Annotated in this window: 22 protein-coding genes and 1 pseudogene; 15 read left to right on the top strand and 8 right to left on the bottom strand. The window is 67.7% G+C overall.

The window, feature by feature from the left end; translation table 11 throughout:
• The first annotated feature begins 410 nt into the window (after positions 1-410).
• Both ACWDXS_RS34780 and ACWDXS_RS34785 read left to right on the top strand, forming a co-directional pair.
• Positions 411-1,046 (top strand): SanA/YdcF family protein, encoded by a 636-nt coding sequence (locus ACWDXS_RS34780; RefSeq protein ID WP_378996461.1) that lies wholly within the window; start codon positions 411-413, stop codon positions 1,044-1,046.
• 590 nt (positions 1,047-1,636) lie between these two features.
• A complete protein-coding gene (locus tag ACWDXS_RS34785) occupies positions 1,637-4,927 on the top strand; it encodes a DEAD/DEAH box helicase (protein WP_449972421.1) in 3,291 nt (1,096 codons plus the stop codon).
• Here the strand turns inward: ACWDXS_RS34785 and ACWDXS_RS34790 are convergent.
• The 3 genes from ACWDXS_RS34790 to ACWDXS_RS34800 all read right to left on the bottom strand — a co-directional run bounded on the left by ACWDXS_RS34790 (position 4,909) and on the right by ACWDXS_RS34800 (position 6,747).
• Positions 4,909-5,967 (bottom strand): class I SAM-dependent methyltransferase, encoded by a 1,059-nt coding sequence (locus ACWDXS_RS34790; RefSeq protein ID WP_449972424.1) that lies wholly within the window; start codon positions 5,965-5,967, stop codon positions 4,909-4,911. The genes ACWDXS_RS34785 and ACWDXS_RS34790 overlap by 19 nt on opposite strands.
• A gap of 97 nt (positions 5,968-6,064) precedes the next feature.
• The gene (locus ACWDXS_RS34795) at positions 6,065-6,520 is read right to left on the bottom strand and encodes a PTS sugar transporter subunit IIA (RefSeq protein WP_378996467.1); all 456 of its coding nucleotides are present in this window, start codon (positions 6,518-6,520) and stop codon (positions 6,065-6,067) included.
• Positions 6,517-6,747, bottom strand: a complete 231-nt coding sequence (locus ACWDXS_RS34800; RefSeq protein WP_101469146.1) for a glucose PTS transporter subunit EIIB — start codon at positions 6,745-6,747, stop codon at positions 6,517-6,519. Before ACWDXS_RS34800 ends, ACWDXS_RS34795 begins: the two co-directional genes overlap by 4 nt.
• Before the next feature lie 228 nt (positions 6,748-6,975).
• On the opposite strand from ACWDXS_RS34800, the gene ACWDXS_RS34805 reads away from it, so the two are divergent.
• From ACWDXS_RS34805 to ACWDXS_RS34830, 6 genes are all read left to right on the top strand, one after another.
• Entirely contained in the window at positions 6,976-8,322 is a 1,347-nt protein-coding gene (locus tag ACWDXS_RS34805) for a PTS transporter subunit EIIC (protein ID WP_378996470.1), read from the top strand.
• 4 nt (positions 8,323-8,326) lie between these two features.
• The gene (locus ACWDXS_RS34810) at positions 8,327-8,590 is read left to right on the top strand and encodes an HPr family phosphocarrier protein (protein WP_378996472.1); all 264 of its coding nucleotides are present in this window, start codon (positions 8,327-8,329) and stop codon (positions 8,588-8,590) included.
• A complete protein-coding gene (ptsP, locus tag ACWDXS_RS34815) occupies positions 8,590-10,254 on the top strand; it encodes a phosphoenolpyruvate--protein phosphotransferase (protein ID WP_449972429.1) in 1,665 nt (554 codons plus the stop codon). Before ACWDXS_RS34810 ends, ptsP begins: the two co-directional genes overlap by 1 nt.
• Positions 10,255-10,396: 142 nt before the next feature.
• Complete coding sequence (locus ACWDXS_RS34820; RefSeq protein ID WP_449972431.1) at positions 10,397-11,569, top strand: N-acetylglucosamine-6-phosphate deacetylase; 1,173 nt, start codon at positions 10,397-10,399, stop codon at positions 11,567-11,569.
• Complete coding sequence (nagB, locus tag ACWDXS_RS34825) at positions 11,569-12,348, top strand: glucosamine-6-phosphate deaminase (protein ID WP_379312342.1); 780 nt, start codon at positions 11,569-11,571, stop codon at positions 12,346-12,348. Before ACWDXS_RS34820 ends, nagB begins: the two co-directional genes overlap by 1 nt.
• Position 12,349: 1 nt before the next feature.
• Positions 12,350-13,102, top strand: a complete 753-nt coding sequence (locus tag ACWDXS_RS34830; RefSeq protein ID WP_449972435.1) for a copper homeostasis protein CutC — start codon at positions 12,350-12,352, stop codon at positions 13,100-13,102.
• Positions 13,103-13,193: 91 nt separating this feature from the next.
• Here ACWDXS_RS34830 and ACWDXS_RS34835 read toward each other — a convergent pair whose 3' ends face one another.
• Positions 13,194-13,835 carry an HD domain-containing protein gene (locus tag ACWDXS_RS34835; RefSeq protein WP_449972438.1) on the bottom strand — a complete coding sequence of 214 codons (642 nt, stop codon included), beginning with the start codon at positions 13,833-13,835 and terminating at the stop codon, positions 13,194-13,196.
• Between the two features lie 73 nt (positions 13,836-13,908).
• The gene (locus tag ACWDXS_RS34840; RefSeq protein WP_449972441.1) at positions 13,909-14,577 is read right to left on the bottom strand and encodes a class I SAM-dependent methyltransferase; all 669 of its coding nucleotides are present in this window, start codon (positions 14,575-14,577) and stop codon (positions 13,909-13,911) included.
• 99 nt (positions 14,578-14,676) lie between these two features.
• Between ACWDXS_RS34840 and ACWDXS_RS34845 the strand changes: the two genes are divergently transcribed.
• The gene (locus tag ACWDXS_RS34845; protein ID WP_387449302.1) at positions 14,677-15,255 is read left to right on the top strand and encodes a TetR/AcrR family transcriptional regulator; all 579 of its coding nucleotides are present in this window, start codon (positions 14,677-14,679) and stop codon (positions 15,253-15,255) included.
• Here the strand turns inward: ACWDXS_RS34845 and ACWDXS_RS34850 are convergent.
• Positions 15,191-15,443, bottom strand: a pseudogene (locus ACWDXS_RS34850) (hypothetical protein). The gene ACWDXS_RS34845 and the pseudogene ACWDXS_RS34850 sit on opposite strands and share 65 nt — an antisense overlap.
• Between ACWDXS_RS34850 and ACWDXS_RS34855 the strand changes: the two are divergent.
• From ACWDXS_RS34855 to ACWDXS_RS34870, 4 genes are all read left to right on the top strand, one after another.
• On the top strand, positions 15,336-15,701 hold the full coding sequence (locus ACWDXS_RS34855) for a hypothetical protein (protein WP_449972459.1): 366 nt from the start codon (positions 15,336-15,338) through the stop codon (positions 15,699-15,701). The pseudogene ACWDXS_RS34850 and the gene ACWDXS_RS34855 overlap by 108 nt on opposite strands.
• A 34-nt stretch (positions 15,702-15,735) precedes the next feature.
• The gene (locus ACWDXS_RS34860; protein ID WP_378996492.1) at positions 15,736-16,686 is read left to right on the top strand and encodes an NAD(P)H-dependent flavin oxidoreductase; all 951 of its coding nucleotides are present in this window, start codon (positions 15,736-15,738) and stop codon (positions 16,684-16,686) included.
• Positions 16,687-16,752: 66 nt separating this feature from the next.
• On the top strand, positions 16,753-17,307 hold the full coding sequence (locus tag ACWDXS_RS34865) for a TetR/AcrR family transcriptional regulator (protein ID WP_449972446.1): 555 nt from the start codon (positions 16,753-16,755) through the stop codon (positions 17,305-17,307).
• 70 nt (positions 17,308-17,377) lie between these two features.
• Positions 17,378-19,081 (top strand): alpha/beta fold hydrolase, encoded by a 1,704-nt coding sequence (locus ACWDXS_RS34870; RefSeq protein ID WP_449972449.1) that lies wholly within the window; start codon positions 17,378-17,380, stop codon positions 19,079-19,081.
• A gap of 57 nt (positions 19,082-19,138) precedes the next feature.
• Here the strand turns inward: ACWDXS_RS34870 and ACWDXS_RS34875 are convergent, their stop codons facing one another.
• Entirely contained in the window at positions 19,139-20,791 is a 1,653-nt protein-coding gene (locus ACWDXS_RS34875) for a CocE/NonD family hydrolase (RefSeq protein ID WP_449972452.1), read from the bottom strand.
• Positions 20,792-20,854: 63 nt separating this feature from the next.
• Positions 20,855-21,763, bottom strand: a complete 909-nt coding sequence (locus ACWDXS_RS34880; RefSeq protein ID WP_378996500.1) for an SDR family NAD(P)-dependent oxidoreductase — start codon at positions 21,761-21,763, stop codon at positions 20,855-20,857.
• Between the two features lie 44 nt (positions 21,764-21,807).
• On the opposite strand from ACWDXS_RS34880, the gene ACWDXS_RS34885 reads away from it, so the two are divergent.
• Positions 21,808-22,395 (top strand): TetR family transcriptional regulator, encoded by a 588-nt coding sequence (locus ACWDXS_RS34885; RefSeq protein ID WP_378996503.1) that lies wholly within the window; start codon positions 21,808-21,810, stop codon positions 22,393-22,395.
• A 326-nt stretch (positions 22,396-22,721) separates the two neighbouring features.
• Entirely contained in the window at positions 22,722-22,952 is a 231-nt protein-coding gene (locus ACWDXS_RS34890) for a lipase family protein (RefSeq protein ID WP_449972457.1), read from the top strand.
• The last annotated feature ends 145 nt before the right edge of the window (positions 22,953-23,097 follow it).

The following is a 23,097-nucleotide window of genomic DNA, read 5'->3' on the forward strand; positions in this document are numbered from 1 at the left end:
AAAACCTAGCAAAGCGAACACCAGCAAAAAGATTCGCTGTTGTTCAATGTCCAACCTCCCACGACCGGGGGGTACATGAAAGATTGGAACCAATAGTAATTATTGGCACTGACATTCATCGACACACTATTGAGTTCTCAAAGAACACACGCACACACTTCTACCCACAACTTCTCGGAGGGGTTTCGGTGAGGCAAGGGTTCAAACTTAGCTCAGGCAACCGGCCGGAAGCAAATCCGTACCGAGTCCCTCTGAACACGCAGTCAGTCAGGCGCTCATCGTCCTACCTCGTGTCTCGGCCGCTGGGCGGCTGAGTCGGTGTCCGTGTCGCTCTGACTGGAATAAAGTTACGTGTCGCGAATTGCAATGTCAAATCCCCTAGTCAGGGGATATTTTCGCAGTGTTCATGTATGAAAGTGCGCATGGCGGAGGAACATAGCGGGAAGCGTCAGCGGTTGCGACGCATGGCGAGAGCCGGACTTGTCGTGGCGGGTGGCCTCGCGTTGGTGACAGCTGGGGCGAACATCGCTATGTGGAGTTTGTCGTCCGGTCATAGAAGTGATGTCGCGGCCGCGCCCAGCGCACCTGTCGTGATCGTCCCGGGTGCCAAAGTCGGGACGGATGGAACTCCGATGGCCTATCTACAGGGACGTCTCGATGTGGCGATCGAGTTGGTCGAAGCGGGCAAGGCCGAGGCGATTCTGTTGTCCGGGGATGCCGGCGGCTCGTCGGGCGACGAGATCGCGTCGATGACGCGCTATCTCCTCGACCACGGCATCGACCCGGCCATCGTCCGATCCGATCGTGCCGGCCTTTCCACGCGGGAGACCTGCGAGCGAGCGAAGTCGCTGTTCGGCATCGACCGGGCGATCATCGTGAGCCAGTACCAACATCTCCCCCGCGCGGTCGCGCTGTGCCGGGCCGCGGGTATCGAGGCCGACGGGGTGGTGGCCTATTGCGAGTGCAGGCAGGTCACCGAGGCACGCAACAACGTTCGTGAATGGCTGGCAGCGCCGAAAGCCGTGGCGGAGATGCTTCTGCGCTGATAGCGCGCCGGGAGCGCAGAGAAGCGACGAACTCCCGCAATCTCGCGGGCCGTGCCGACCGAGGCACGGGAGGCGCTGTGACCAGATGGGGGAAGGCCGGCGCGGCATCAGCAGCGAGCAGGGCTGTCGCGTGAGCTCGTGCCAGCCCGACCCTGACCTCGACTTCTCGTGCCCTCCAGTCGTGCACGAGCCCGAGCTCGGCCATCGCGGTGCGGAACAGTTCGGGAGCGGCACCGCAGCCCGTCCGGGGCAGACAGGCGAGCTCTACCAATGCTGGACTGTCGAGTCCACGCGCGAGTGCCTCGGCGGCGGCCATCGACAGGTCCGCACCGCGGAGCTCACCGAGCACGAATCGGTCTGCGGCGTGGGCCAAGTCGTCCATGGTCTCAGCGTGCGCGGCACAAGGTTGATGGGTCAAAGGGTTTTCCGGGGCGGTTGTGGGCGGCGAGGTGCTCGCCGCGGCGGCAGGACCAGCACCGATGTTCTCGCCACGGCAGGCGCGACCGCCGGGGTGGCGTGCTCGAGGGATCCGGATCGCGTACCGTGATCGGGGTTGTCTGCAATGATCGCCGACCGGATTGGGGTGCATCGTGGGCGGTTCCGAGCACGCCGCGCGGCTCGTGCGTTTCTGGCAAACGGTGGAGTTGTTCGGCCCGCAGCTTGTTCCCGACGTCGAGACCGGCGGACTGGTGGTCGATCTCGCGCCCGATGACCGCGCGCCATGGGAAAATCTCGCCGCGCTGCCCGCGTTGAAAACCGGGCGAGTGTGGCAGTTCGTCGTGTACGGCGGACTGTTCGAGGTGGGGCGCGCGCGGGAAGCGCTGGTGCGGACATTCGGCGAGGACCAGCTGGAGGCCGACGCCCGACGGGCCGGGACCACAGCGGCTTTCGCGGTGACGTTGACCGACGGCGGAGTGGTTGTCGAAGGCTCGGCGACGTTGTCGGGGCTGGCGTGGGCCGTGAACCGGCTGCGCGCACCAGGGCCCGGCGACGTCGGCTGGGCCGACGGATTCGACCACGACTCGGCGGCCTTCACCGCCGCGCTCGACACGCTGACGCGAGAAACTCACCCCGATGCCGAACAGATGGGTCCGGCACCGCGATGGCGTGCGCTGGACGTGGCAGGCCGCGGGGTAGCGGCTTCGGTGCTCGCGGCGGGAGCGGATGGCGTCATCTCGCCCGGTCTCGCCGGGATGTCGGCGTTGGCCTTCGCCGAACGGTTCGCCGTTCTGTCTGACGACGACGTCGTCGATGCCCCCCGATTGACCGGCCGCGACCTGCAGATCTTCACCGGTGAACTGTGTGCCGCGCTGGGCATTCGATCGGAATTGCGGGCCGGCGGTGTGCGGGTGGCGTGCATTCAGGTCGCGGCGCGCGACGCCGACAGTGACGCTGCCGAGGATCGCCTGAACAGCGGGCTCGGCACGGACCTCGCCGAGCTCGCGAAAGCGGTGGAGCGCGGCGACATCGGTGCGGCGCTGCGTGACTACCTCTCGGCGGCGGAGTCGCTGCCGATCGATGACCGGATCGATGTCCGGCGACGCCAGGACGCGGTCGTCGAGGGCCTGCTCCCCCATCTCGTTCCGGACGGACGCTGGCCGGGCGATCCGCTGGTTTCCGGACAGCAGTTCGCGGTCGATCGCGCGCTGTCCGAATTGCGCGACGATGCGGGCATTTTCGCGGTGCACGGTGCGCCGGGCACCGGGACGACGACGATGCTGCGAGACCTGCTGGCCGGGATTCTGGTCGAGCGGGCCGCGCAGCTGGCGGCGTTCGACGATCCGATGGCGGTGTTCGCCGGGATCACCGAGCAGGTGCAGGTGGCGAAGAACTACACGGTGGGCGCGCACCGATTGGCGAACTGTGTGACCGGGTTCGAAGTGGTACTGGCGACCGGCAGCGATGCCACCGCGGCCGATGTGGTCGCCGAGATCCAGCATCGCGACGCGATCGATGGCGAGCTCAATCACTTCACCGACCTGGCCGAACTCGTCGGCGGCGCACCGGCGTGGGGACTGGTCGCCGCGGCACTGGGCGGGACGCGACGAACGTTCGCCGAACAGTTCTGGTTCGGGGATCGGTTCGCCACCGAACGGAAGACCGGGACACCGAACGGCGGGATGCTCGACATCCTCAAGCAGGCCGAGGCCGACCCGGATTCGATTCCCGATTGGCCGACCGCGGTGCGGGATTTCACCACGCGCCGCGCCGAGGTGCGCAGACTCGCGCAGGCGCGCCAGAACGTCGCCGACGCGGTCGCCGAGCTGCCGACCATGAACGCGGGATTGCAGTCGACGGCGGCCGAGATCGCCAACGCCGATGACGCGCACGCGCACTGGCGCGAACGTCATCAGCTGGCCACCGAGCATCTGCGGGCCGCGCAGGCCGCGCACCACCGGGCGGGCAAGTTCCTCAGCGAGCACGGCGGGCAGAAGCCGGGGTTCGTGGCATCGCTCTCGACGGGATTCCGGGCGGGACGGCGGTGGAGCGCGCGCAGCAACGAATTGCTGCGCGAACGACATATCGCCGAGGCGGACATGCGGCGGCGCCAGACCGAGGTCGAGTACACGCGGGAGCAGTGGGCGCAGGCCGCCGAGAACGGCCGCACGCTGATTCGCGAACACGTCGAGTTGACGGAGCGGCGGGCGGCGGCGCTCGACGTTATCGAGCGGGGGCGCGAGAACTGGTCGCGCACCATCCCGTTCGGTGATGTGGCGGGTGACGACGAGCAGTTCCAGCTGTGCAATCCGTGGGCAGACGAGCAGTACGCGAGCGCGCGGCGTGAGCTGTTCCTGTCGGCGTTGAAGTTGCATCGCGCGTTTCTGCTCAACGCGGCCCCGCGGATTCGCGACAATCTCATCGTCGCCATCGCGTTGATCCGTGGTGAGCTCGCGGTGGAGCCGAAGCCGGAAACCGTTGCGGCGGCATGGCAGACGCTGTTCTTCGCGGTGCCGATGATCACCACGACGTTCACCGCACTGCCCCGGTTGTTCGCCGGGCTGGGGTCCGAGGCTCTCGGATGGTTGTTCGTCGACGATGCCGGGCAGGCTGCGCCGCAGTCGGTGGCCGGTGGGTTGTGGCGGGCTCGGCGGGCGGTGATCGTCGGTGATCATCGTCAGCTGGGACCTGTCGGTGTGCTACCCACTTCGGCGCAGGAAGCATTCGTACAGCAGTACGGGCTCGATGCGGAGTGGATGCCGGATCAGGCGTCGGCACGCCAGGCTGCTGATCGTGGGGTGCGGTACGGGACCTGGCTGATGCCCTCCGATTCGATCGCGCCGGTGTGGGTCGGCACGCCGCTGCGGGTCCATCGGCGTAGTGACCGGCCGATTTTCGAGCTCACACATCACATTGCCTATGACGATGATCTGCTGGTGTTCGCCACGCCGGATCGACCGGAGTTTCCCGGGCACGATCGGTGGATCGATGTCAGATCCGCACGGGCCGAAGGTAATTGGATTCCCGGCGAAGGCGAAGCGCTCGCCGCGCTGCTCGCGCGGTTGACCGAGGACGGGGTGGCAGCGGCCGATATCCGTGTGGTCAGCCCGTTCCGCGACGTCGCCCATGGCGCGCAGGAGATCGCGCATGAGGTGCTCGGTGCGGAGTTCGCGCAGCGGCAGGTGGGCACTGTCCATGCGATGCACGGCAATTCGGCCGAGGTCGTGGTGCTGATCTTGGGGACATCGCCCGCGGCAGGTGGGTCGCGACGGTGGGCGGCGACGAATCCGAATGTGCTCAATACGGCAGTGTCGCGGGCTCGGCGGCGGGTCTACGTGATCGGCAACTACCGATTGTGGAGCAGCCAGCGCTATTTCGACGATCTCGCCAGGCGCTGGACGGTCGAGACCGAACAGCTCGCCGATCAGACCGTGAGCCGGTAGAACCGCCAGAATCCGAAGTCCTCGATCGGGAGGACTTCCACGGCGGTGAAACCTGCCTTCTCGGCGTACTCCCCCAGTTTCGCCGTGCGCATGACGGTGCCGGTGCCCGCGGAGTCGGGATGTGCCATGCCGTCGGGCAGGCAGACCAGCAGGCTGAACCCGTACATCAGGCGGTCGATATCGCTCGCCGGTGCGGTGAATTCCGGCGCGACGGCCTCATCCATGATGATCACCGCGCCACCTGGACGCAGGGCTTTGCGCATCGAGGTCAGTACCTCGACCGGGTGCGGCATGTCGTGCAGGCACTCGAACGCGAACAGCGCGTCGTAGGCGGATTCGGGGAGGTCGGTGGTGGCGTCGGCGTGGTGGAAACGGACGCGATCGCCGAGGTCGGTCGCGTTTTCGGTGGCCATCCGCACCGAGGGCTGGTCGATGTCGTAGCCGTCGACCGCCAGTTCCGGGTAGGCGCGGGCAAGGGCGATCGCGGACCAGCCGCCACCTGAGCCGATATCGGCCGCCTTGGCATCGGGGCGCGACAGCAGCGCGTGGATATCAGCGACCCCGGCCAGACCCGCAGCGAGACGGTGCTCGAACCAGGGGCGGTTCATGTCCGACTGGGATTCGCGCATGTCGGCGCCGTACTCGGACCAACCGACGCCGCCGCCGTCGCGATACGCGCGCACGAGCGCGGGCATCTGGGCGGCGGCACCGGCCAGCATACGAGCCAGTGGCGCAAGGTAATCGAGACTGCTCGGGTCGGTGAGCACCTCGGCAGCGCCGGCGGGCAGGGCGAACCGCCCGTCCGCGGCCACCGTCAGAATCCCGGTCGCCGCCTGCTGCTCGAGCCACTCCTGCGCATACCGGCGATCTCCACCCGCCCGCGCGACCAATTCACCCGCATCCGCGGGCCCACCCTCGGCCAACGCCCGATACCAGCCGAGCCGATCCCCGAGATGCACCGCCAGAATGTCGATGGTCCCGAGCGCGGCCCCGAACAACCGCTCGGCGAACTGCTCACTGGATTGCTCAGCTCCGGTCATCGGTCATCCTCCTGTTGACGCGATACGAATCGACGCCGACCCGCTGATACGGACTACGGGTCGGCTCGCCGAAAGGTTCAGCAGCAGGTCAGGGTGGCTATGGCGAATCGAACAGGAGGCTGCCGGATTCGACGGTGGTGCCGACGGTGTCGGTGTAGACGGAGTCTTTCGCCGAGTCCATGACCACGACGGGACAGATGACCGAGTAGCCGGTGGCGGCGGTTTTCGTCGGGTCGAAGGTGACGATGGGGGCGCCGGCTTCTACCGTGTCGCCTTCGGTGGCGAGCAGTTCGAAGCCTTCGCCTTTGAGTTTCACGGTGTCGATGCCCAGGTGGACCAGGACGCCGACGCCGTGGCCGAAGATGACGAAGGCGTGGGGGTGGAGTTTGAGGATCTTGCCTGCGATGGGGGCCGTCACCGTCAGGGTGCCGCGGGTGCGGTCGGGGTCGAGCGCGACGCCGGAACCGACGATCTGCTCGGCGAAGACCTGATCGGGGACCTCGGACAGGGCCACCACCTTGCCGGGCAGCGGCGCGATGACCGGGATGCTCACAGAATGTCCTCGATGTCGTCGGCCAGGGTGTCGGCTTCGGGGCCGACGACGACCTGCACGACCGTGCCCGACTTGAGGACACCGTGGGCGCCCGCGGCTTTGAGAGCGGCCTCGTCGACCTTGCTACCGTCCTTCACCTCGGTGCGCAACCGGGTGATGCAGGCCTCGATCTCGACGATATTGTCCGCGCCGCCCAAGCCCTGGACGATCGCTTCCGCTTTGGACATCTGTTCTCCCTTTCGGCGGTGGTTGCCAGTACCAGTATGGGAGTCTCGAATGTGCGCCACATCATATTCAGCGGTTGACATCCGACCTCCACCTGGTCAAACTGGCAACTGGTTATGACCGGACAGTACCCGTCAGGTACACCGGTTCACAACAGTTAACCCGGATCGGCGGGCAAGCCGGTCCTCCCTCGCCGAGACCGCCGCGAAGCCGGCACGAAGAAGGTCGACATGACTGCCGTTACCGACACACCCCAACAAGAATCGAAGGTGTTCGCGGGATTGCAGCGCCTCGGTCGCAGCCTCATGCTGCCGATCGCGGTGCTCCCCGCGGCGGGCATCCTGCTGCGCATCGGCCAGGACGACCTCCTCGGCCGCTTCTCCGCGCTGGAGAGCACCGCCTCGGTCATCTCGGCAGCCGGGCAGGCCGTGTTCACCTGGCTGCCGCTGATCTTCGCCGTCGGTATCGCGATCGGCTGGGCGAAGAAAGCCGACGGGTCGACAGCGCTGGCGGCGGTGGTCGGCTACATGGTGATCAACGGCGTGTTCGAAGCGATGTCACCGATCGTGCTCGAAGGGAAAACCGACCCGAAGGGCGCGCAGGCGCTGATCAACTACGGTGTCCTCGCCGGCATCGTGATGGGTCTGCTGTCGGCGATACTGTGGCAGCGGTTCTATCGCACGAAGCTGCCCGACTTCCTCGGCTTCTTCAACGGCAGGCGGCTGGTGCCGATCCTGACCGCGTTCACCGGCCTCGTCGTCGGCGTCGGCATGGCGTTCCTGTACCCGGCCTTCAACTCCGCGCTCACCTGGGTGGGCGAGACCGTCGCGGACAACTCGGTCGTCGGTGGCGGCATCTACGGCGCGGCCAACCGCCTGCTCATCCCGACCGGTTTGCACCACATCCTGAACTCCACGGTCTGGTTCCTCGTCGGCGACTACACCGACGCCTCCGGCCAGCTCGTGCGCGGTGACCTCAACCGCTTCTTCGCCGGTGATCCGACCGCGGGTACGTTCATGACGGGGTTCTTCCCGATCATGATGTTCGCGCTTCCCGCTGCCGCGCTGGCCATTTGGCGCAACGCGCGTCCGTCGCAGAAGAAGCTGGTCGGCGGCATCATGCTCTCCACCGGCCTGACCGCGTTCGTCACCGGCATCACCGAGCCGCTGGAGTTCTCCTTCATGTTCGTGGCGTGGCCGCTGTATGTGGTGCACGCGATCTTGACGGGCACATCGATGGCGCTGGTGAACGCGCTCGGTATCCACGACGGATTCACGTTCTCCGCGGGTGCGATCGATTACCTGCTGAACTTCGGCAAGGCCACCAATGCCTGGATGCTGATCCCGATCGGGCTGGGTTACGCGGTGATCTACTACGTGCTCTTCAGCTTCGTGATCAAGAAGTGGAACCTGCGCACGCCGGGTCGCGAGGCGGAAACCGATGTCGAAGCCGGTGTGCCCGACGCGGCCCTGGTCGAAGCGGAGACCGCTCTGACGGCCACGGGCGATACTCGAACCGACGCACCCTCGGTCGCCGAAGTCGAAACGAAGCTGGACAAGAAACTGGAAGGTGAGTGAGGCAATGAGCACCCGCACCGTCATCGTCGGATCCGAGGTGGGGCTGCACGCGCGGCCCGCCGCGAAACTCACGCAGGCCGTGCAGGCCGCGGGGGTGCCGGTGCGGATCTCGTTGGGAGGTGGCGAGCCGGTCGACGCGGCCAGCGTGCTCGCGGTGATGACGCTGGGCGCGGGACACGGGGCCGAGGTGACCCTGCACGCCGAGGGGGCCGACGCGGTTCTGGACCAGCTGGCCGAACTCGTCGCCTCGGATCTGGACGCCGCCTGATGCCAGAGCAGGTGATCAGTGGACTCGGAGTGAGCCCGGGCGTGGTGTGCGCGCCGTGGTTGCGGTTCGGATCGCAGCTCGAGACATCGGCGCACGATCCCGTCGGTGGCTCGGTCGCCGACGAGCTCGCCCGGGTCAAGGACGCGCTCGGTGGCGTGTCCGACGAGATGACCGCCAGGGCCGCACGGGTGAGTGGTGTTGCGGCGGAGATTCTTTCGATGTCGGCGACGATGGCCCGTGATCCGGGCATCGTCGCCGCCACGGAGAAGGAGCTCGCCGCCGGGATGCCGACGGCGCACGCGGTGCACCTGGCGTTCGAGGGATTCTGCGCGAAGCTGGAAGCGCTCGGCGGGTACATGGCCGAGCGGGCGACCGATCTGCGCGATATCGGCGGGCGGACCGTGGCGGTACTGCTCGGGCTGCCGATGCCGGGGATTCCGGAGCCGGGATATTCGTTCGTGCTGGTCGCGCGCGATCTCGCACCTGCCGATACGGCGATGCTGGGTGACAGTGATGTGGTCGGGTTGCTCACCACCGAGGGTGGGCCGACCAGCCACACCGCGATTCTCGCGAAGTCCCTCGCGTTGCCGGCGGTGGTGAACTGTCCGGATACCGATCGGCTCGTCGACGGTGTGCCGGTGCTGCTCGACGGCACCACCGGTGAGGTCGTGATCGACCCGAGTCCCGAGCATCAGCAGGCAGCACTGGAACAGGCAGCGGCGGACAAGGCGCGGATCGCGGCGGCCAGCGGGCCGGGACACACCGCGGATGGAACGCCGGTGCAGCTGCTGGTGAACATCGGCACCGTCGACGACGCGGCGAAGGCCGGGCCCATCGACAGTGAGGGGGTTGGCCTGTTCCGCACCGAGTTCATGTATCTCGGGAAGACGTCCGCGCCGTCGCTGGAGGAGCAGACCGCCTCGTACACAGCGGTTCTCGAACAGTTCGCCGGTCGACGAGTCGTCGTGCGGACACTCGATGCCGGGTCGGACAAACCGCTGCCGTTTCTCGATCTCGGCACCGAGGAGAATCCGGCGCTCGGTGTGCGCGGGCTGCGGATCGGCACGGTGTTCCCGGAAACTCTGGCCACGCAGCTCACGGCTCTCGCCCGTGCGGGCGAGGCCACGGGAGCCGACCTGTGGGTGATGGCGCCCATGGTCGCCACCGCGGACGAGGCTGCCGGATTCGCCGCGCTGGCAAGGGAATCCGGGCTGACCAAAGTCGGGGCGATGATCGAGATCCCGGCGGCGGCGTTGCGCGCCGCCGATCTGCTCGCGCATCTCGACTTCGTGAGCATCGGAACCAACGATCTGAGCCAGTACACGTGCGCGGTGGATCGAATGGCGGGCGGGCTCGCACAGCTGCTCGATCCGTGGCAGCCCGCGGTGCTCGATCTGATCGCGATGGTCGGTGCGGCCGGCGCGGCGGCGGGTAAGTCGGTCGGGGTGTGCGGTGAGGCGGCGTCGGATCCGACGTTGGCGCCGGTGCTGGTGGGGCTGGGCGTGACGAGTTTGTCGATGTCGGTGCCCGCGTTGCCCGCGGTACGGGCGGCGTTGGCCGCGGTGGATGTGCAGCAGTGCCAGGACGCGGCCGACGCGGCGTGTGCGGCACGGAATCCGCAGGTGGGGCGGGCGGCGGTCGCGGCGATCATCGGGCGGGCGTGAAAAAGGTTGTTGTGCACACGGTCCGGCCGTCGGTCGGATCGCGATGCGGTGTCCGGTGGCGGTCCGCGATCGCTGTGGTGGATGGCGTATCGGGTCGTTCAGGTGTTGGGGCCGGGCACGGCTCCGGTGATGGGGAAGGTTCGTGGTGACGGAAATCCTACGCGGTCGTCTCGTCGGGACGGTCGAGGGTGACATCGCCGACGGCGTCGTCGAATTCCAGGACGGGCTGATCACCTGGGTCGGCGATGCGGCGAATCATCCTGCACCCGATCGGCTTCCAGCATCCAGTGATGATCTGGTGCTTCCGGGGTTGATCGATCTGCACTGTCATGGTGGGGCAGGGTTCGGGTTTCCCAATGCTGATGCGGACGGCGCTCGGGTCGCGGCGGCGCATCATCGGGCGCACGGCACCACCGGGTTGATGGGGAGCTTGGTGTCGGATCGGCCGGAGGTACTGGTCGCACAGGCGGCGATGTTGGCCGATCTCGTCGAGGACGGGGTATTGCTCGGGGTGCATCTCGAGGGCCCGTTCATCAATGTGATCCGCTGCGGGGCACAGGATCCCGCGGCGATCATCCCCGGCGATCCCGCGTTGTTCGAGCGACTCTACGCGGCCGCCCGCGGAACGGTGCGGTCGATGACACTGGCGCCCGAGACCGCGCATTTCGATGAACTGCTGGCCGCGATGCGCCGACACGATGTGCTGCCCAGCCTCGGGCACACCGATGCCGATGCCGCGACCACCGCGGCGCGCATCGCCGAGGCCAGTGGTGGCCCTGTTACCGCCACGCACCTGTTCAACGGGATGCCCGCACTGCATCACCGCTCCCCCGGGCCGGTCGCCGCCTGTCTGGCCGCAGCCGGACGAGGCCAGATGGTGGTCGAATTGATCGCTGACGGTGTGCATTTGGCGCCGGAGACGGTGACGATGGTGTTCGATACCGTCGGCCCGGATCAGATCGCGCTGGTGTCCGATGCGATGGCGGCGGCGGGCATGAGCGACGGCGGCTATCGGCTGGGCGCCCTCGATGTTCAGGTCCACGACGGCGTTGCCCGGCTGGCCACCGATGACGGTTCGCCCGGGGCGATCGCGGGGGGCACGGCACGGCTCGTCGACGTGCTGCGCTGGACCGTCGACGTCGCGGGCATACCGCTGTCCGATGCGGTCGTCTCCGCGACTCGAACCCCTGCTCGTGTTCTCGGTCTCGAGGGCGAACGCGGCAGTCTCACCGTCGGCGCGCGTGCCGACATTCTTGTCACCGACCAGTCATTGCGGCCGCGGCGGGTGCTCGTCGCCGGAACGGAAGGAATCTGATGGAGATCGTGATCCGGGCTGACGAAAACGAAGTGGCGAGTACGGTCGCCGATATCGTCGGCGGCTATGTGCGAGTCGGCAACGCGATCCTCGGCTTGGCGACCGGGTCGTCGCCGCTGGGGAGCTATCAGGAGCTGGCGCGACGGTACCGGGAGGGCGAGCTGGACTTCACCACCGCCAGCGCTTTCCTGCTCGACGAGTATGTCGGTTTGCCGAAAGATCATCCGCAGTCGTATTTCTCGGTCATCCGGTCGGAGTTCGTCGACCATGTGAACCTGGATCCCGCACGGGTGCTGAGCCCGAACGGGGAGGCGGGTGACGTGGCGGGCGAGGGCCGCCGGTACGACGCGGCCATCGCCGCCGCGGGTGGGGTCGACGTGCAGTTGCTGGGGATCGGCACCGATGGGCACATCGGGTTCAACGAGCCCGGGTCGGCGCTCACCTCGCGCACGCGGGTGAAGACGTTGACCGAACAGACGCGTAAGGACAACGCGCGCTTTTTCGACGGACCGGAGGATGTGCCGCATCACGTGCTCACCCAGGGCCTCGGCACCATCAACGAGGCCGGGCACCTGGTGATGATCGCGCTCGGCGCGGGGAAGGCCGATGCGATCGCCGCCGCCGCCGAAGGACCGTTGTCGGCGTTCTGCCCGGCCTCGGTCATGCAGTGGCATCCCCACGTCACGGTGGTGATCGACGAGGCCGCGGCGAGCAAGTTGAAGCTGGCGGACTACTACAAGTACGCGCTGGCGAACAAGCCCGCCTGGCAGTCGTTCTGACGTGACCGCCCTCGAGTTCGCGGTGCAGGACGCGGCAGGCGCGCTCGGCGCTCGCCGCGCCGGGGCGGATCGGGTGGAATTGTGTGCGGCGCTGGGCAGCACGGGTGGGCTCACGCCGAGTATCGGGACGATCGAGGCTGTGGTGGGAACCGGTATTGCTGTCCATGTGCTGATCCGGTGCCGGGCCGGAGGTTTCGTGTACGCCGACGCAGCCGAGCTCGCGGTGATGAATGCTGATGCGCGCGCGGCAGTTTCGGCTGGTGCGGCCGGTCTGGTGATCGGTGCGCTCACCCCGGACCACCGGGTCGATGGCGAAGGGCTGAGTCGTGTTCTCGATGGTGTCGCTGTCGATGGCATAGAGCTGACCTTTCATCGTGGGATAGATCAGATCCGCGACCGTGCGGCCGCGCTCAACACATTGATCGCCGGTGGCATGACCCGGGTGCTCACCTCCGGTGGGGCACCCACCTGCGCCGAGGGACTCGATGAACTCGCCACGATGGTCGATCACGCGGCGGGGCGCATCCAGATCATGGCGGGTGGCGGGATCGCCGTCGGTGACATTCCGGCATTGCACCGGGCGGGCGTCGACGCCATCCACCTGTCGGCCCGACGCGTCATCAGTGATGACGGTGGACCCGGTGGCGGCGGCACCTCCGGCCACGAGCAACTGGACGAGGAACTCGCGGTCGCCGCTGCCCGTCAACTCCTCGCGGTAGACCGGCCGAACGCCTCCGGACACCCCTCGGCCTGATGCGGGCTGCTCGCCTACTCGGCATGCGGCGGGCCCGGCCGCGTTTGGGGCCAGTACGGGTTCGGATTCGCCCGGCCGTCAACTACTCGCTTCAGGAGCGCTCGGCCAGAATCAATTCCGCCTCGCCAGGACCGCAGTCGAAGGCCGCTTGTACTGCCGCAACGGCTTTTTCGTGTTCGCCCGCGGCTACCAAACCGTCGATATCGGCCCACTGATCGGTGGGCGGGGCTATCGACGGGTCGAGGCGGCGGTCGAGGCGTTCCCACATGCGGGCCACGGTGGGGTCGTCGGCGAGGAGTTCGCCGAGGTGGGCCTTGAAGGTGGGGTGTTCGGTGCGGTACATGCCCATCCAGCTGCTGGCGGGCGGGCTGGCTTCGGCATTGGCGGTGCGGTCGGCGAGTTTGAGGATGACGGCCCTCGGATGCGCGGCGATCTTGTTGTAGGCGTTCTGGTTTCGCGCCTTGCGGTCGGGGCCGATTCCGGTGACCGCCCACACCAGGTCGAGAACTTCACGGCCGAAACGCGATTCGACGTCCTCGGCGGTGACGGGGGTGTCTTCGACGACATCATGGAGCCAGGCGGCGAGGGCGAGTTCACCGCCGTAGCCGAAATCGTCGAGGACACCCCGCACGGCCGCGAGATGGGTGGCGTAGGGATGGTCGCCGTAGCGCTGATCGCCATGCGCCGCGAGGGCGAACTCCCGTGCCTCGATTTCGCGCTGATCGAACTCCATGCCGCACCCCCGTGCTCGATTGGTGATCGTGTCGAGATCGACCCTAGCCGAGGGCACCGACAGGTTTCCCGGATCAGTGGGGGGCGACCGGTTTCAACGCGGTGAGGATGCCCGTCTGGTCGCGGCTCTGGGTATAGCTGAGATCGGTGAAGCCGGCGGCCTCGACCCGAACGGTGTAGTGGCGGATATCGGCATCGGCGAACGGATCGCCACCGCGACCGAAGAACGGTACGAGGACTGTCCGCATCCGAGGGGAGGGGGACGCGTCGGCGAGCAGAAGCCGTCCGCCCGGCCGCAACACCCGCCACATTTCAGCGATCGCGGCGTCACGCTGCGACTCGGGGATGTGGTGCATGACGAAAGTGCACGTGACCACGTCGAATTCGGCATCGGGCAGGGGCAGCGACTGCGCCGGTCCGACCACGTAGCGATGATGAGTGGCACGATCTCGGTCGCGGTTGTCGGCGACCGCCGTGGCGGAGGGATCGACACCGACGGCGGCACCGTTCGGACCGACCGCTCTGCCGAGCCCGCGCACGAGTTTGCCGGGCCCGCAACCGATATCGAGGGCACGCGAACCCCGACGCGCACCGGAGAGCGTGACGAATTCGGCGAGCAGACGACGGTGCCTGCCCAGGAAGAACACCGTGGTGAAGAGGTTGTAGCGGCGCAGGCCCGCGATGACAAGGCCGGTGCCTGCGTCGTCGACGAACATGGGGGTGAGAAGCTGATTTCGGGACATGAGTTCATCCTCGGGCGCTGCCGCGCACGTCACCAGGAGCAGAATCGCCGGAGGTGTCCGTTATCGAACAGATCCGGGGAAACCGTGCAGGAGGAAGCGATGGCCGAGCACCCTGATCGCCGGGTTCGACGCACCAGGGACACGCTGCACAAAGCGCTGATCGAGCTGATGATCGAGCGCGGCTACGACAAGGTGACCGTGAGCGACATCATCGGCCGCGCCGACGTGGGGCGATCCACCTTCTACGCGCACTACCGCGACAAGGACGACCTGCTGCTGGTGAGCTGCACCGAGTTCCTGCGCCGCGAGATCATCCGCACGACGACACCGGGTTCTCCGCTCGCGCCGCTGCGCGTGATGTTCCATCTCGCCGCGCAGTACCCCGAGGTGTATCGCCCGCTGATCGGGCCGAAGGCCACCGCCACCGTCGTGCGCGCCTATCGGCAGTGTGTCGCCGACCTGGTCGGTGAGCTCCTCGGTGAGCAGCCGGCGGGCACGATCGAGTTCCTGTCGTGGGCATTGCTCGGCGTGCTGGGTCCGGTGATCGAGCCGACCGCGCCGACACCACCGGTCCAGGCGTGGCAGCGGTTCGAAACGCTCGCGCTGTACGGGCTCACTGGCTCCGGCGGCCCAGGTCCGGCCACGGCGGGCGACGCAGAATCGCCAGCGCCGCGATGACCCCGGTGAGCAGGCCGATCCATTCGCCGAGCTGAGCGATGCGATTGGCGTCCATCGCGGGCGTCCAGTGCGCGCCCTTCGTGGACGACGAACACACCGACCGGACGAGGGTGGCGCAGCGGACCACCACCGCGCGAGACGGTGATGACCGTAGCGCCGCCGGAAGTGTCGATCGGCTCGCCGAACACGATCGGCGGCTCGGTCACCAGCTGTTCGACGCGATCTCTGATCGTCATCGCCATCCTGTCTCCTCGTCTGGCATTGCCGTCGAACATACGCGCACCGCGTATCCCGCGCCGAGGTTCGTTCCCCGCGGCGCGCCGCCGATCGCCGGAGCAGGTCGCATGACGAATAACGTTGTCACCCATGCCTTTCCGAATCGGCCGTCCGCCCAGGCCTCCCGGCACGCATCGCTTCGGGAACGCTCCGCCGATCAGCTGCCATGATGGATGGGTCATAGCCGTGGCGAAAGGTGCACCGATGTCAGAGCAGACGCTGTCGACACAGTGGTCACGATCTCTGGGGCTGCGGGTGCCGCTGGTGAACGCGCCGATGGGCGGCGCGGCAGGCGGACGGCTCGCGGCGGCGGTGAGCGCGGCGGGCGGGCTCGGGATGATCGGCATGGGCAGTGCGGGATCGGTGGCGGCGTTGCGCCGCGAACTGGATGTCGCCGGAGCACCGGACGGGATCGGGCTGGTCGACTGGGTCCGCGCCCGCGAAACCGGGCTGCTCGAGGCTGCGATCGCCGCAGGTCCACGGATTATCTCGGTCAGTTTCGGCGCTGATTTCTCCTGGGTACCCCAGGTGCGGGCGGCGGGAATCCTCGCCGTCACCCAGGTGTACGACGCACCGGGCGCCCACCGCGCGCAGGACGCGGGGATCGACATTCTGGTGGCGCGCGGCAGCGAAGGTGGCGGCCACGGCGCCGACCGATTGGCCTTGCTGCCGCTGCTCGACGCCGTCCTCGACATCGCGACCGTCCCGGTCCTGGCCGCCGGTGGCATCGGCTCCGGGCGCACGCTCGCGGCCGTGCTCGCGGCGGGAGCGGCGGGCGCTTGGCTCGGGACCTGCCTGGCCGCCGCGGAAGAATCTCTGCTGCCAGAATCCGCCCGCCTCGCGATGCTCGCCGCCGATTCCAGCAGCACCACCGTCACCACCGCGTTCGACGAGGCACTCGATCTGCCCTGGCCACCGATCTATCCGGCGCGCGTCCTGCGCAACGAGTTCACGGATCCGTGGTCGCGGCTCGAGGGCGACGACGTGCCCGATTCCGACCGCCTTCGCGCGGCGATCGCGGACGACGATCCTCGGCTCGCACCGGTGGATGCGGGTCAGGGCGTGGGATTGGTGACCCATATCGAGCCTGCGGCGGCCATCCTCGACCGACTCTGCGGGGACGCCGCCGAACTGCTGGCGTCACGCCACGGGTAAGGCTGGTTGCGACCGGGCGAGCGGTCGGCCATTGCGAAAATATGTAGACCAGTCTAGTTTTAGCGGGTGGGCAAAAAGGGAGCCGAAACGCGGTGCAAGTTGATCAGGGCGACGCGGTCGCTGATCGAGTCGCACGGATACTTCGGCGCCGGACTCAACCAGATCGTGCAGGAGAGCGGTGCGCCACGCGGGTCGCTGTACTTCCATTTCCCGGGCGGTAAGGACGAATTGGTGGCGGCGGCGCTCGCCGAGAGCGGCACCGACATCGCGGCGATCATCCGCACGGTCGAGGCGACGGACGCGCGAGATTTCGCGCGGAAGATGGTGAACCTGCTGGGCGATCAGCTGGAAGCGTCGGACTGGACCGTCGGGTGCCCGGTGGCGGCCGTCGCGTTGGACACCGCGTCGACCAACGATGCTGTGCAGCAGGCTTGTTCGGCGACCTATCGACTCTGGGAGGAGGCGATCCGGGAACGATTGATCGGATTCGGCCACCCCGAACCCGAACGGATCACCACGGTCGCGCTCGCACTGATCGAAGGCGGGCTGGTGCTGGCCCGCACCCACCGTTCCCGCCAACCACTTCAGCACCTCGCCGACACCATCGACGTGCTGATCTGAGCCGTTCCCGACCCGCAGCTCGCGTCATATCCTAAAAATATGTAAATCGGTCTACTGAAAGTAGGACACCATGGCACACACCGACTCCGTCGTTTTCGGCGCCGCCGGGTTCATCGGCCGCTCCCTGGTCGCCGAATTGCTGCGAAACGGGAACACCGTCACCGCCGCACTGCGTGCGGGCAGTCAGGATCGGCTGCGGACCTGGCTCCACGGGCAGCGTGTCGACACCGCCGGTTTGACCATCACCACCACCGATATCGGCGAACCGGATCTCGCGCTGGGCGACACCGTCGAAGGGGTGCGTGATGTGTACAACGCGGCCGCGTTGATGAAGTTCGGGCTGGATGCGCAGGTGGCGCGGCGGGTCAACCTCGACGGGGCGGTGCACGTGCTGGAATGGGCCGCACGGCAACCGGATCTGCGGCGCGTCGTCCACATCACCGGCTATCGCGCGGCCGACGACGGGGGCGAGCAGGACTACGGCAACGGCGCGTACGAGGCGTCGAAGGTCGAGGCCGATGCCCTGCTGCGGCGGCTCGCGGCCGAGCGCGACATCCCGCTGACCATGGCGAATCCTGCCGGAGTGCTCGGACCCGGCCAGTACTTCGGGCTCTCCGACATCATCGACAATCTCTGGCAGGGCCGGTTGCCCGCGTTGCCGGGCTCGGCCGATACCTTCGTTCCGGTGGTCGATCTCGACTACGTGGCCCGGTTCATCGTGGGACTGCCCACGCACGCCGATACGGTCGGCAAGTCCTATCCGCTGCTGGATGCCGCGACTCCCGTACTGCCCGAACTGATTCGGCTCGTCGCCGACCATCTGCACGTCGGCGCGCCGCGCTTCACGCTGCCGACCGCGCTGGTTCGTCGATTGCCCAGGGCAGTGACCCACGCCGATCCCGAAGCGCTGTCCTTTCTCAGCAGCGATCGGTACGACACCAGCCGAAGCGACGCCATCGCACAGCGTCTCGGCATCAGCCATCCGCCGGTCGACGAACTGCTGCGCACCTACGCCGACGGGATCGTCGCCGGCCGCAACGGCACCGTCGCACCCACACCGAAATCCGGATTCCGTGACGGGACCTGGTTGGTCGGCGAGCGAACCGACCCGGAATATGTGCTGTTGCACGGGATTCCGCTCGACAGCGAATCATGGTCCGACGTGGTGCGGGAGTTGGATGCCCCTACCCTGGCGGCCGACCTTCCCGGGCTCGGACGTTCGGCGGTGTCCGCGCAGCCGACCGGCGACTGGATGGAGGATCTGATGGCGCCGGTGCGGACACGGCCGATCATCGTCGGTCATTCGCTGGGCTCTCGGGCCGCAATCGAATTCGCGCTGCGCCATCCCGATCGGGTGTCACGGCTGGTACTGATCGCGCCCGCTTTCCTCCAGCAGCCCGCCTCCCGGCTGACGGGTTCGCCCCTCGCCGCCGAGGTCGTCAAGCGGATGTCCGCCGCGACAGTGGCCGCACGACTGGGCATTCCGGAGGGTCCTGCCATTACCTCCGCTCTCGCGGCTCTGCGACGACCTGGCGTTGCCCAGCGCACGTGGGCGGCCCTGCGCGCCGCCGGTGCTTCCCGAGACGAACTCGCCGCGAAGCTGACCCGGGTCACCGTTCCGGTCGACATCATCGTCGGTTCGGACGACCCACTGGTCGAGCCGACCGATCGGCCGGTCACCACGATCGCCGGAACCGGCCACTATCCGCAACTGACCCATCCGGATCTCATCGCGCGTGCCCTGCGGGGCGAATCGGTCTCTGCCGCACCGTAAGACCCCCGACGAGCAGCAGCCGCTAGTTGGGCCGACAGCCAGATCGGTCCGCGACGCTCATCCGGCCGGAGCCGTGAGTTCGATCCGGAGTGCGGGGTCGTTCACCATCTCCGGCTGGAGTGCGATGGTTTCCTCGGTTCGCCACCGTGCGTGCCAGATGGGGACGCCGCCGGGGAGATTCAGTTCTCGCGGGGTGGTGAGCAGGGGTAGGTCGAGGCGGGCCGAAGTGACGGTAACGGCGGCGTTCGTCGGCGTGTGCGACCATACGTCGTCGACCGCGTTGGTGATCCGGACGCCGAGTCGGTGGCCGGTGGCCAGGCGGGCATCCTGCCAGAGCAGCCGGATCCCGGATTCCGAGCGGACCGGGGCGATACCGCGGGTGATGACGGTGGCGCGTCCGTCGGGGGCGATGTCGTAGAGCTCCAGTGCGACAGTCGCTTCCGGCGGGCCGCTGAGGGTCAGCGCGGCAGTGGCGCGGCCCGCGAGGTGTACGGGCTCGGCGACCGGGGCCGAGATCGACCAGATTTCCCGGTCCGCGCCGGGCAACAGACCACGATCGCTGTAGCTGCCGGTGCGCAATGCGATGGATGTGCGCTGGGCGTCAGCAGGCGGCCAGGCGGGTTCACCGCGCCACCCACCATCGAACTGGCCGACGGTCACCGGCGGTCCGGGTACCTCGACATCGGCGCCCGCCACGTGTTTGTCCAGGAATGCGTAGAGCTCCGAGGCGAAGTGGGGTGTGCCGCACTTCTCGCGGCAGTCCGAGTGGCCCCACTGCCCGAACCAGGCGCGGTGTTCGCCGGGGCCTCTGGCTTCCCATGCCTCGATGATGCGGTCGGCGCGGGTATTGGAGTCGAGGAAGCTCTGGCCGAGGAACATCGGGGTGGTGTTGCCGCGGACGGCCTCGACCATGTCGCGCTCGCGCCAGTCCGGGTTGGCGCCGTTGTGGTCGGTGGTGAGAGCGAGGTAGCGGGCGGCGCAGTCCTGGGTCATCTGGACGGCATTGGCTTTGTACTCGTCGCCGTCGTCGGGGTGAGCGGGGGTCGAGGCGATGGCCAGGTGTTCCGCGCCCGCGGTGTCGGCGGGGCGGATACCGTCCTCGGTCAACGGTTTTCCGCCGAACTTCCACGCCGTGCCCTGCATGTAGAGGTAGGAGTACGGATCGACGACCGGTTCGAACGCCGCCACCGCCGCGAGCCCCTTCGGCTTCGCGGCCAGCGCCATCATCCCGGTCCATCCCTCATAGGACGTGCCGACCACGCCGACCCGCCCCGTCGACCAGGGCCTGCTCGCCGCCCACTCCACCGCCGCCGCCACATCCGACCGCTCCCCCGGGCCGCCGAAATCCGGGCACCCGTTGGACCCACCGAATCCGCGCAGATCGACGATCACATACGTGTATCCGGCCCGCAGCGCCCACTCGACCGGCAAGTTGTCGGTCGAGGGCCCACCACCCGGGCGAGGCTGGGACAGGTATGCCAGATGCGCCCGGTACGGACTGGCCGTCAGCAGCACCGGAGTCCGCGCGTCGGCGGCCACACCCGGCGGCCGAAGGACATCGGCGTGCAGCCGCGTGCCGTCAGGGGCGGTCAAATACTCCTGCGTCCACGTGAACGCCACATTCACCGGTTCCGCCGTCGCCGGCGCCACCATCCCGAGCACCAACGCCACACCGGCCACCGCCCGCGCCGCCACAACACCCAATCGCACCCCCGGACTATTGCCGGTCTCCGCCTCGCCGTCCAGCCCCGATAATCCGGGGCGTGTCGCCGATCAGCGATCCGCCCGGGCATCCAGCTCGGCGAGCAACTCCAGACTGTCGCCGTAGAGAGCGTGCTGCACCCGTTCGTCATAGGACGCGGCCGAGGACCGGACCGGTGTGCGGCGCACCAGATACTGACCGGTGATTCCCTCCCGGTCAGGTGCCGCGACCAGCCATGCGAGATCCGCGCCGGACCCACGCGGCGTGCGAACTCCAGGGAGTACGACAAGGGCGCGAGCGATCGTCTTCCAGCCCAGCCGCTGGACGGCACTAGCGTTTCTGGCCAATCCGGTTCCAGGCATCAGGCCCGGGTCGAACGCGTTCACTGTGATGTCGCGTGGGGCCAACTCGCGAGCGAGGTGATAGGCGGTCTGGAGGTTCGCCAACTTCGAGGTGGTGTAGCGGCGGCGACCGTCGCGCTGTGCCGATTCGGTCGGTGGCGGCGGATAGGCGAGTTCGCGGGCGGTGGCGCGCAGTGGGTGCGGCATCCCGGTGAACTGGTCGGGATCATGAGTTCCCGAGGACACCACGATGATTCGCGCGGGTGCGGTGAAGTGGGCGAGCAGGTCGATGACGAGGCCGAGGTGGCCGAGGTGGTTGGTGGCGAACGTCGCCTCCATGCCGTCGGAGGTAAGGGTCCGGCCGGTGAATTGAACGCCCGCGTTGCACACCAGGCCGGACAGCGGTGGTAGGTCCGCGGCGACGAGTTCGGCGACGAACCCACCGACCGACGGGCGCGAGGACAGGTCGAGTGCCATGCCGTGCGCGCCGATCGCCGCGGCCAGTTCCCGAGTTCGCGTCGCGTCGCGACCGGTGATCACCACCGTGTTGCGCGGGTCGAGGGCGAGGTTCCTGGCGCATTCGTAGCCGAGTCCGCTCGTGCCGCCGGTGATCACGATAGTTCTGTCACTTGATGTCATATGGCACAGTCTGCCAGATTGTGGAGTCGTGCGACACTGTCTCGATGTCGCTGCGGGAACTCAAACGGGAACGGACCAGGCAGTCCATCGTCGACACCGCGTTCCGCCTGTTCGCCGAACGAGGCTTCGACCGCGTCACTGTCGCCGAGATCGCGGCGGCCGCGGAAGTCGGCACCCGCACCCTGCACCGCTACTTCACCAGCAAAGAAGAGCTCGTCTTCCCCGAAGACGATGACCTGCGTGCCGACCTGGCCCGACTCCTCGCCGAACGCCCAGAGGGCGAACACCCCGAAACCACCCTCGCCGTCGTCATCACCCCGCTGATCAGCAGATTCGGCGGCGAACAACTCGCACAGGCGCGCACTCGCGACGCCCTGATCACCAGCACGCCGGCGCTACAAGCCCGCGACCTGGCCAAACAGGCCGCCGTGGAAAAGCTCATCGAACACCACCTGGCCCGCCGACTCGGCGTCGCTGTCGACAGCGACGTGCGGCCGGCCCTGTGGGCGAAGATCGGGATGGCGTGCTTCTTCTCCGCGTACCGAGTCTGGCTCCATGAAGGCGGCGACCTCGCTCAATACCTGATCGATGCCCGCACGGCGTTGGCCGAATCCGTTCCCCGACGCACGTGACGCGCCTCGTTGTGCTTGACCGGTACTCCCGTAGCGGTCGGTAGTGCGGACCCGTGCTGCGCCCACGAACCGGGCAGGTCAAAGGATTGATCACCTGTCAGGCTGCCACGGATGCCTCGGCCCCACAGTGCGCGCCCTCCTACGTGCTCCGACAAGGAGCGCCGGACAAGTACGACTCCTCGCTGGATCTCGTTCAGATCGACCAGATGTTGTCGTCCGGTCATGCGATTTCCGTACCCGACCGGGAGGGCCGAAGGGGACACTGTTCACCCCGAGACAGCCGGATTACGCCGCGCTCGACGGATTGCGCGCGGCCCAGGGACGCCGTGCACGACGAGATCGTCAGCATCGCGGGGCCCGACAAGGCGGTGGCGCAGTGGTGCGCATCGGGGGCGCGGATCACGTATGCGCGGGACCGATCGAGCGAGCACGTCAGCCTCGCGATCAGTGCGACTCCCGCGGTCCTGCGCTGGATCGATGAGCGTTTGGCAGGGCAGGCCGCGCCGGACGGTTGCTCGACGCTCACGGTGACGTCCATGTCGCTCGGTGGTGCCTAGCGCGCGGTCGGGACTACGAGTCGGCACCTCCGGCCGGATACAGACGAGTCCGCCCGCTCCGTGATCACGGGGAGCTCGCGGATCCCGGTGGCGAGATGGTCGCGGGCCACCCGGCGCACGCCGGCGAAACCCAGCACGTCGATGG

Source organism: Nocardia sp. NPDC003183 (assembly GCF_053590715.1).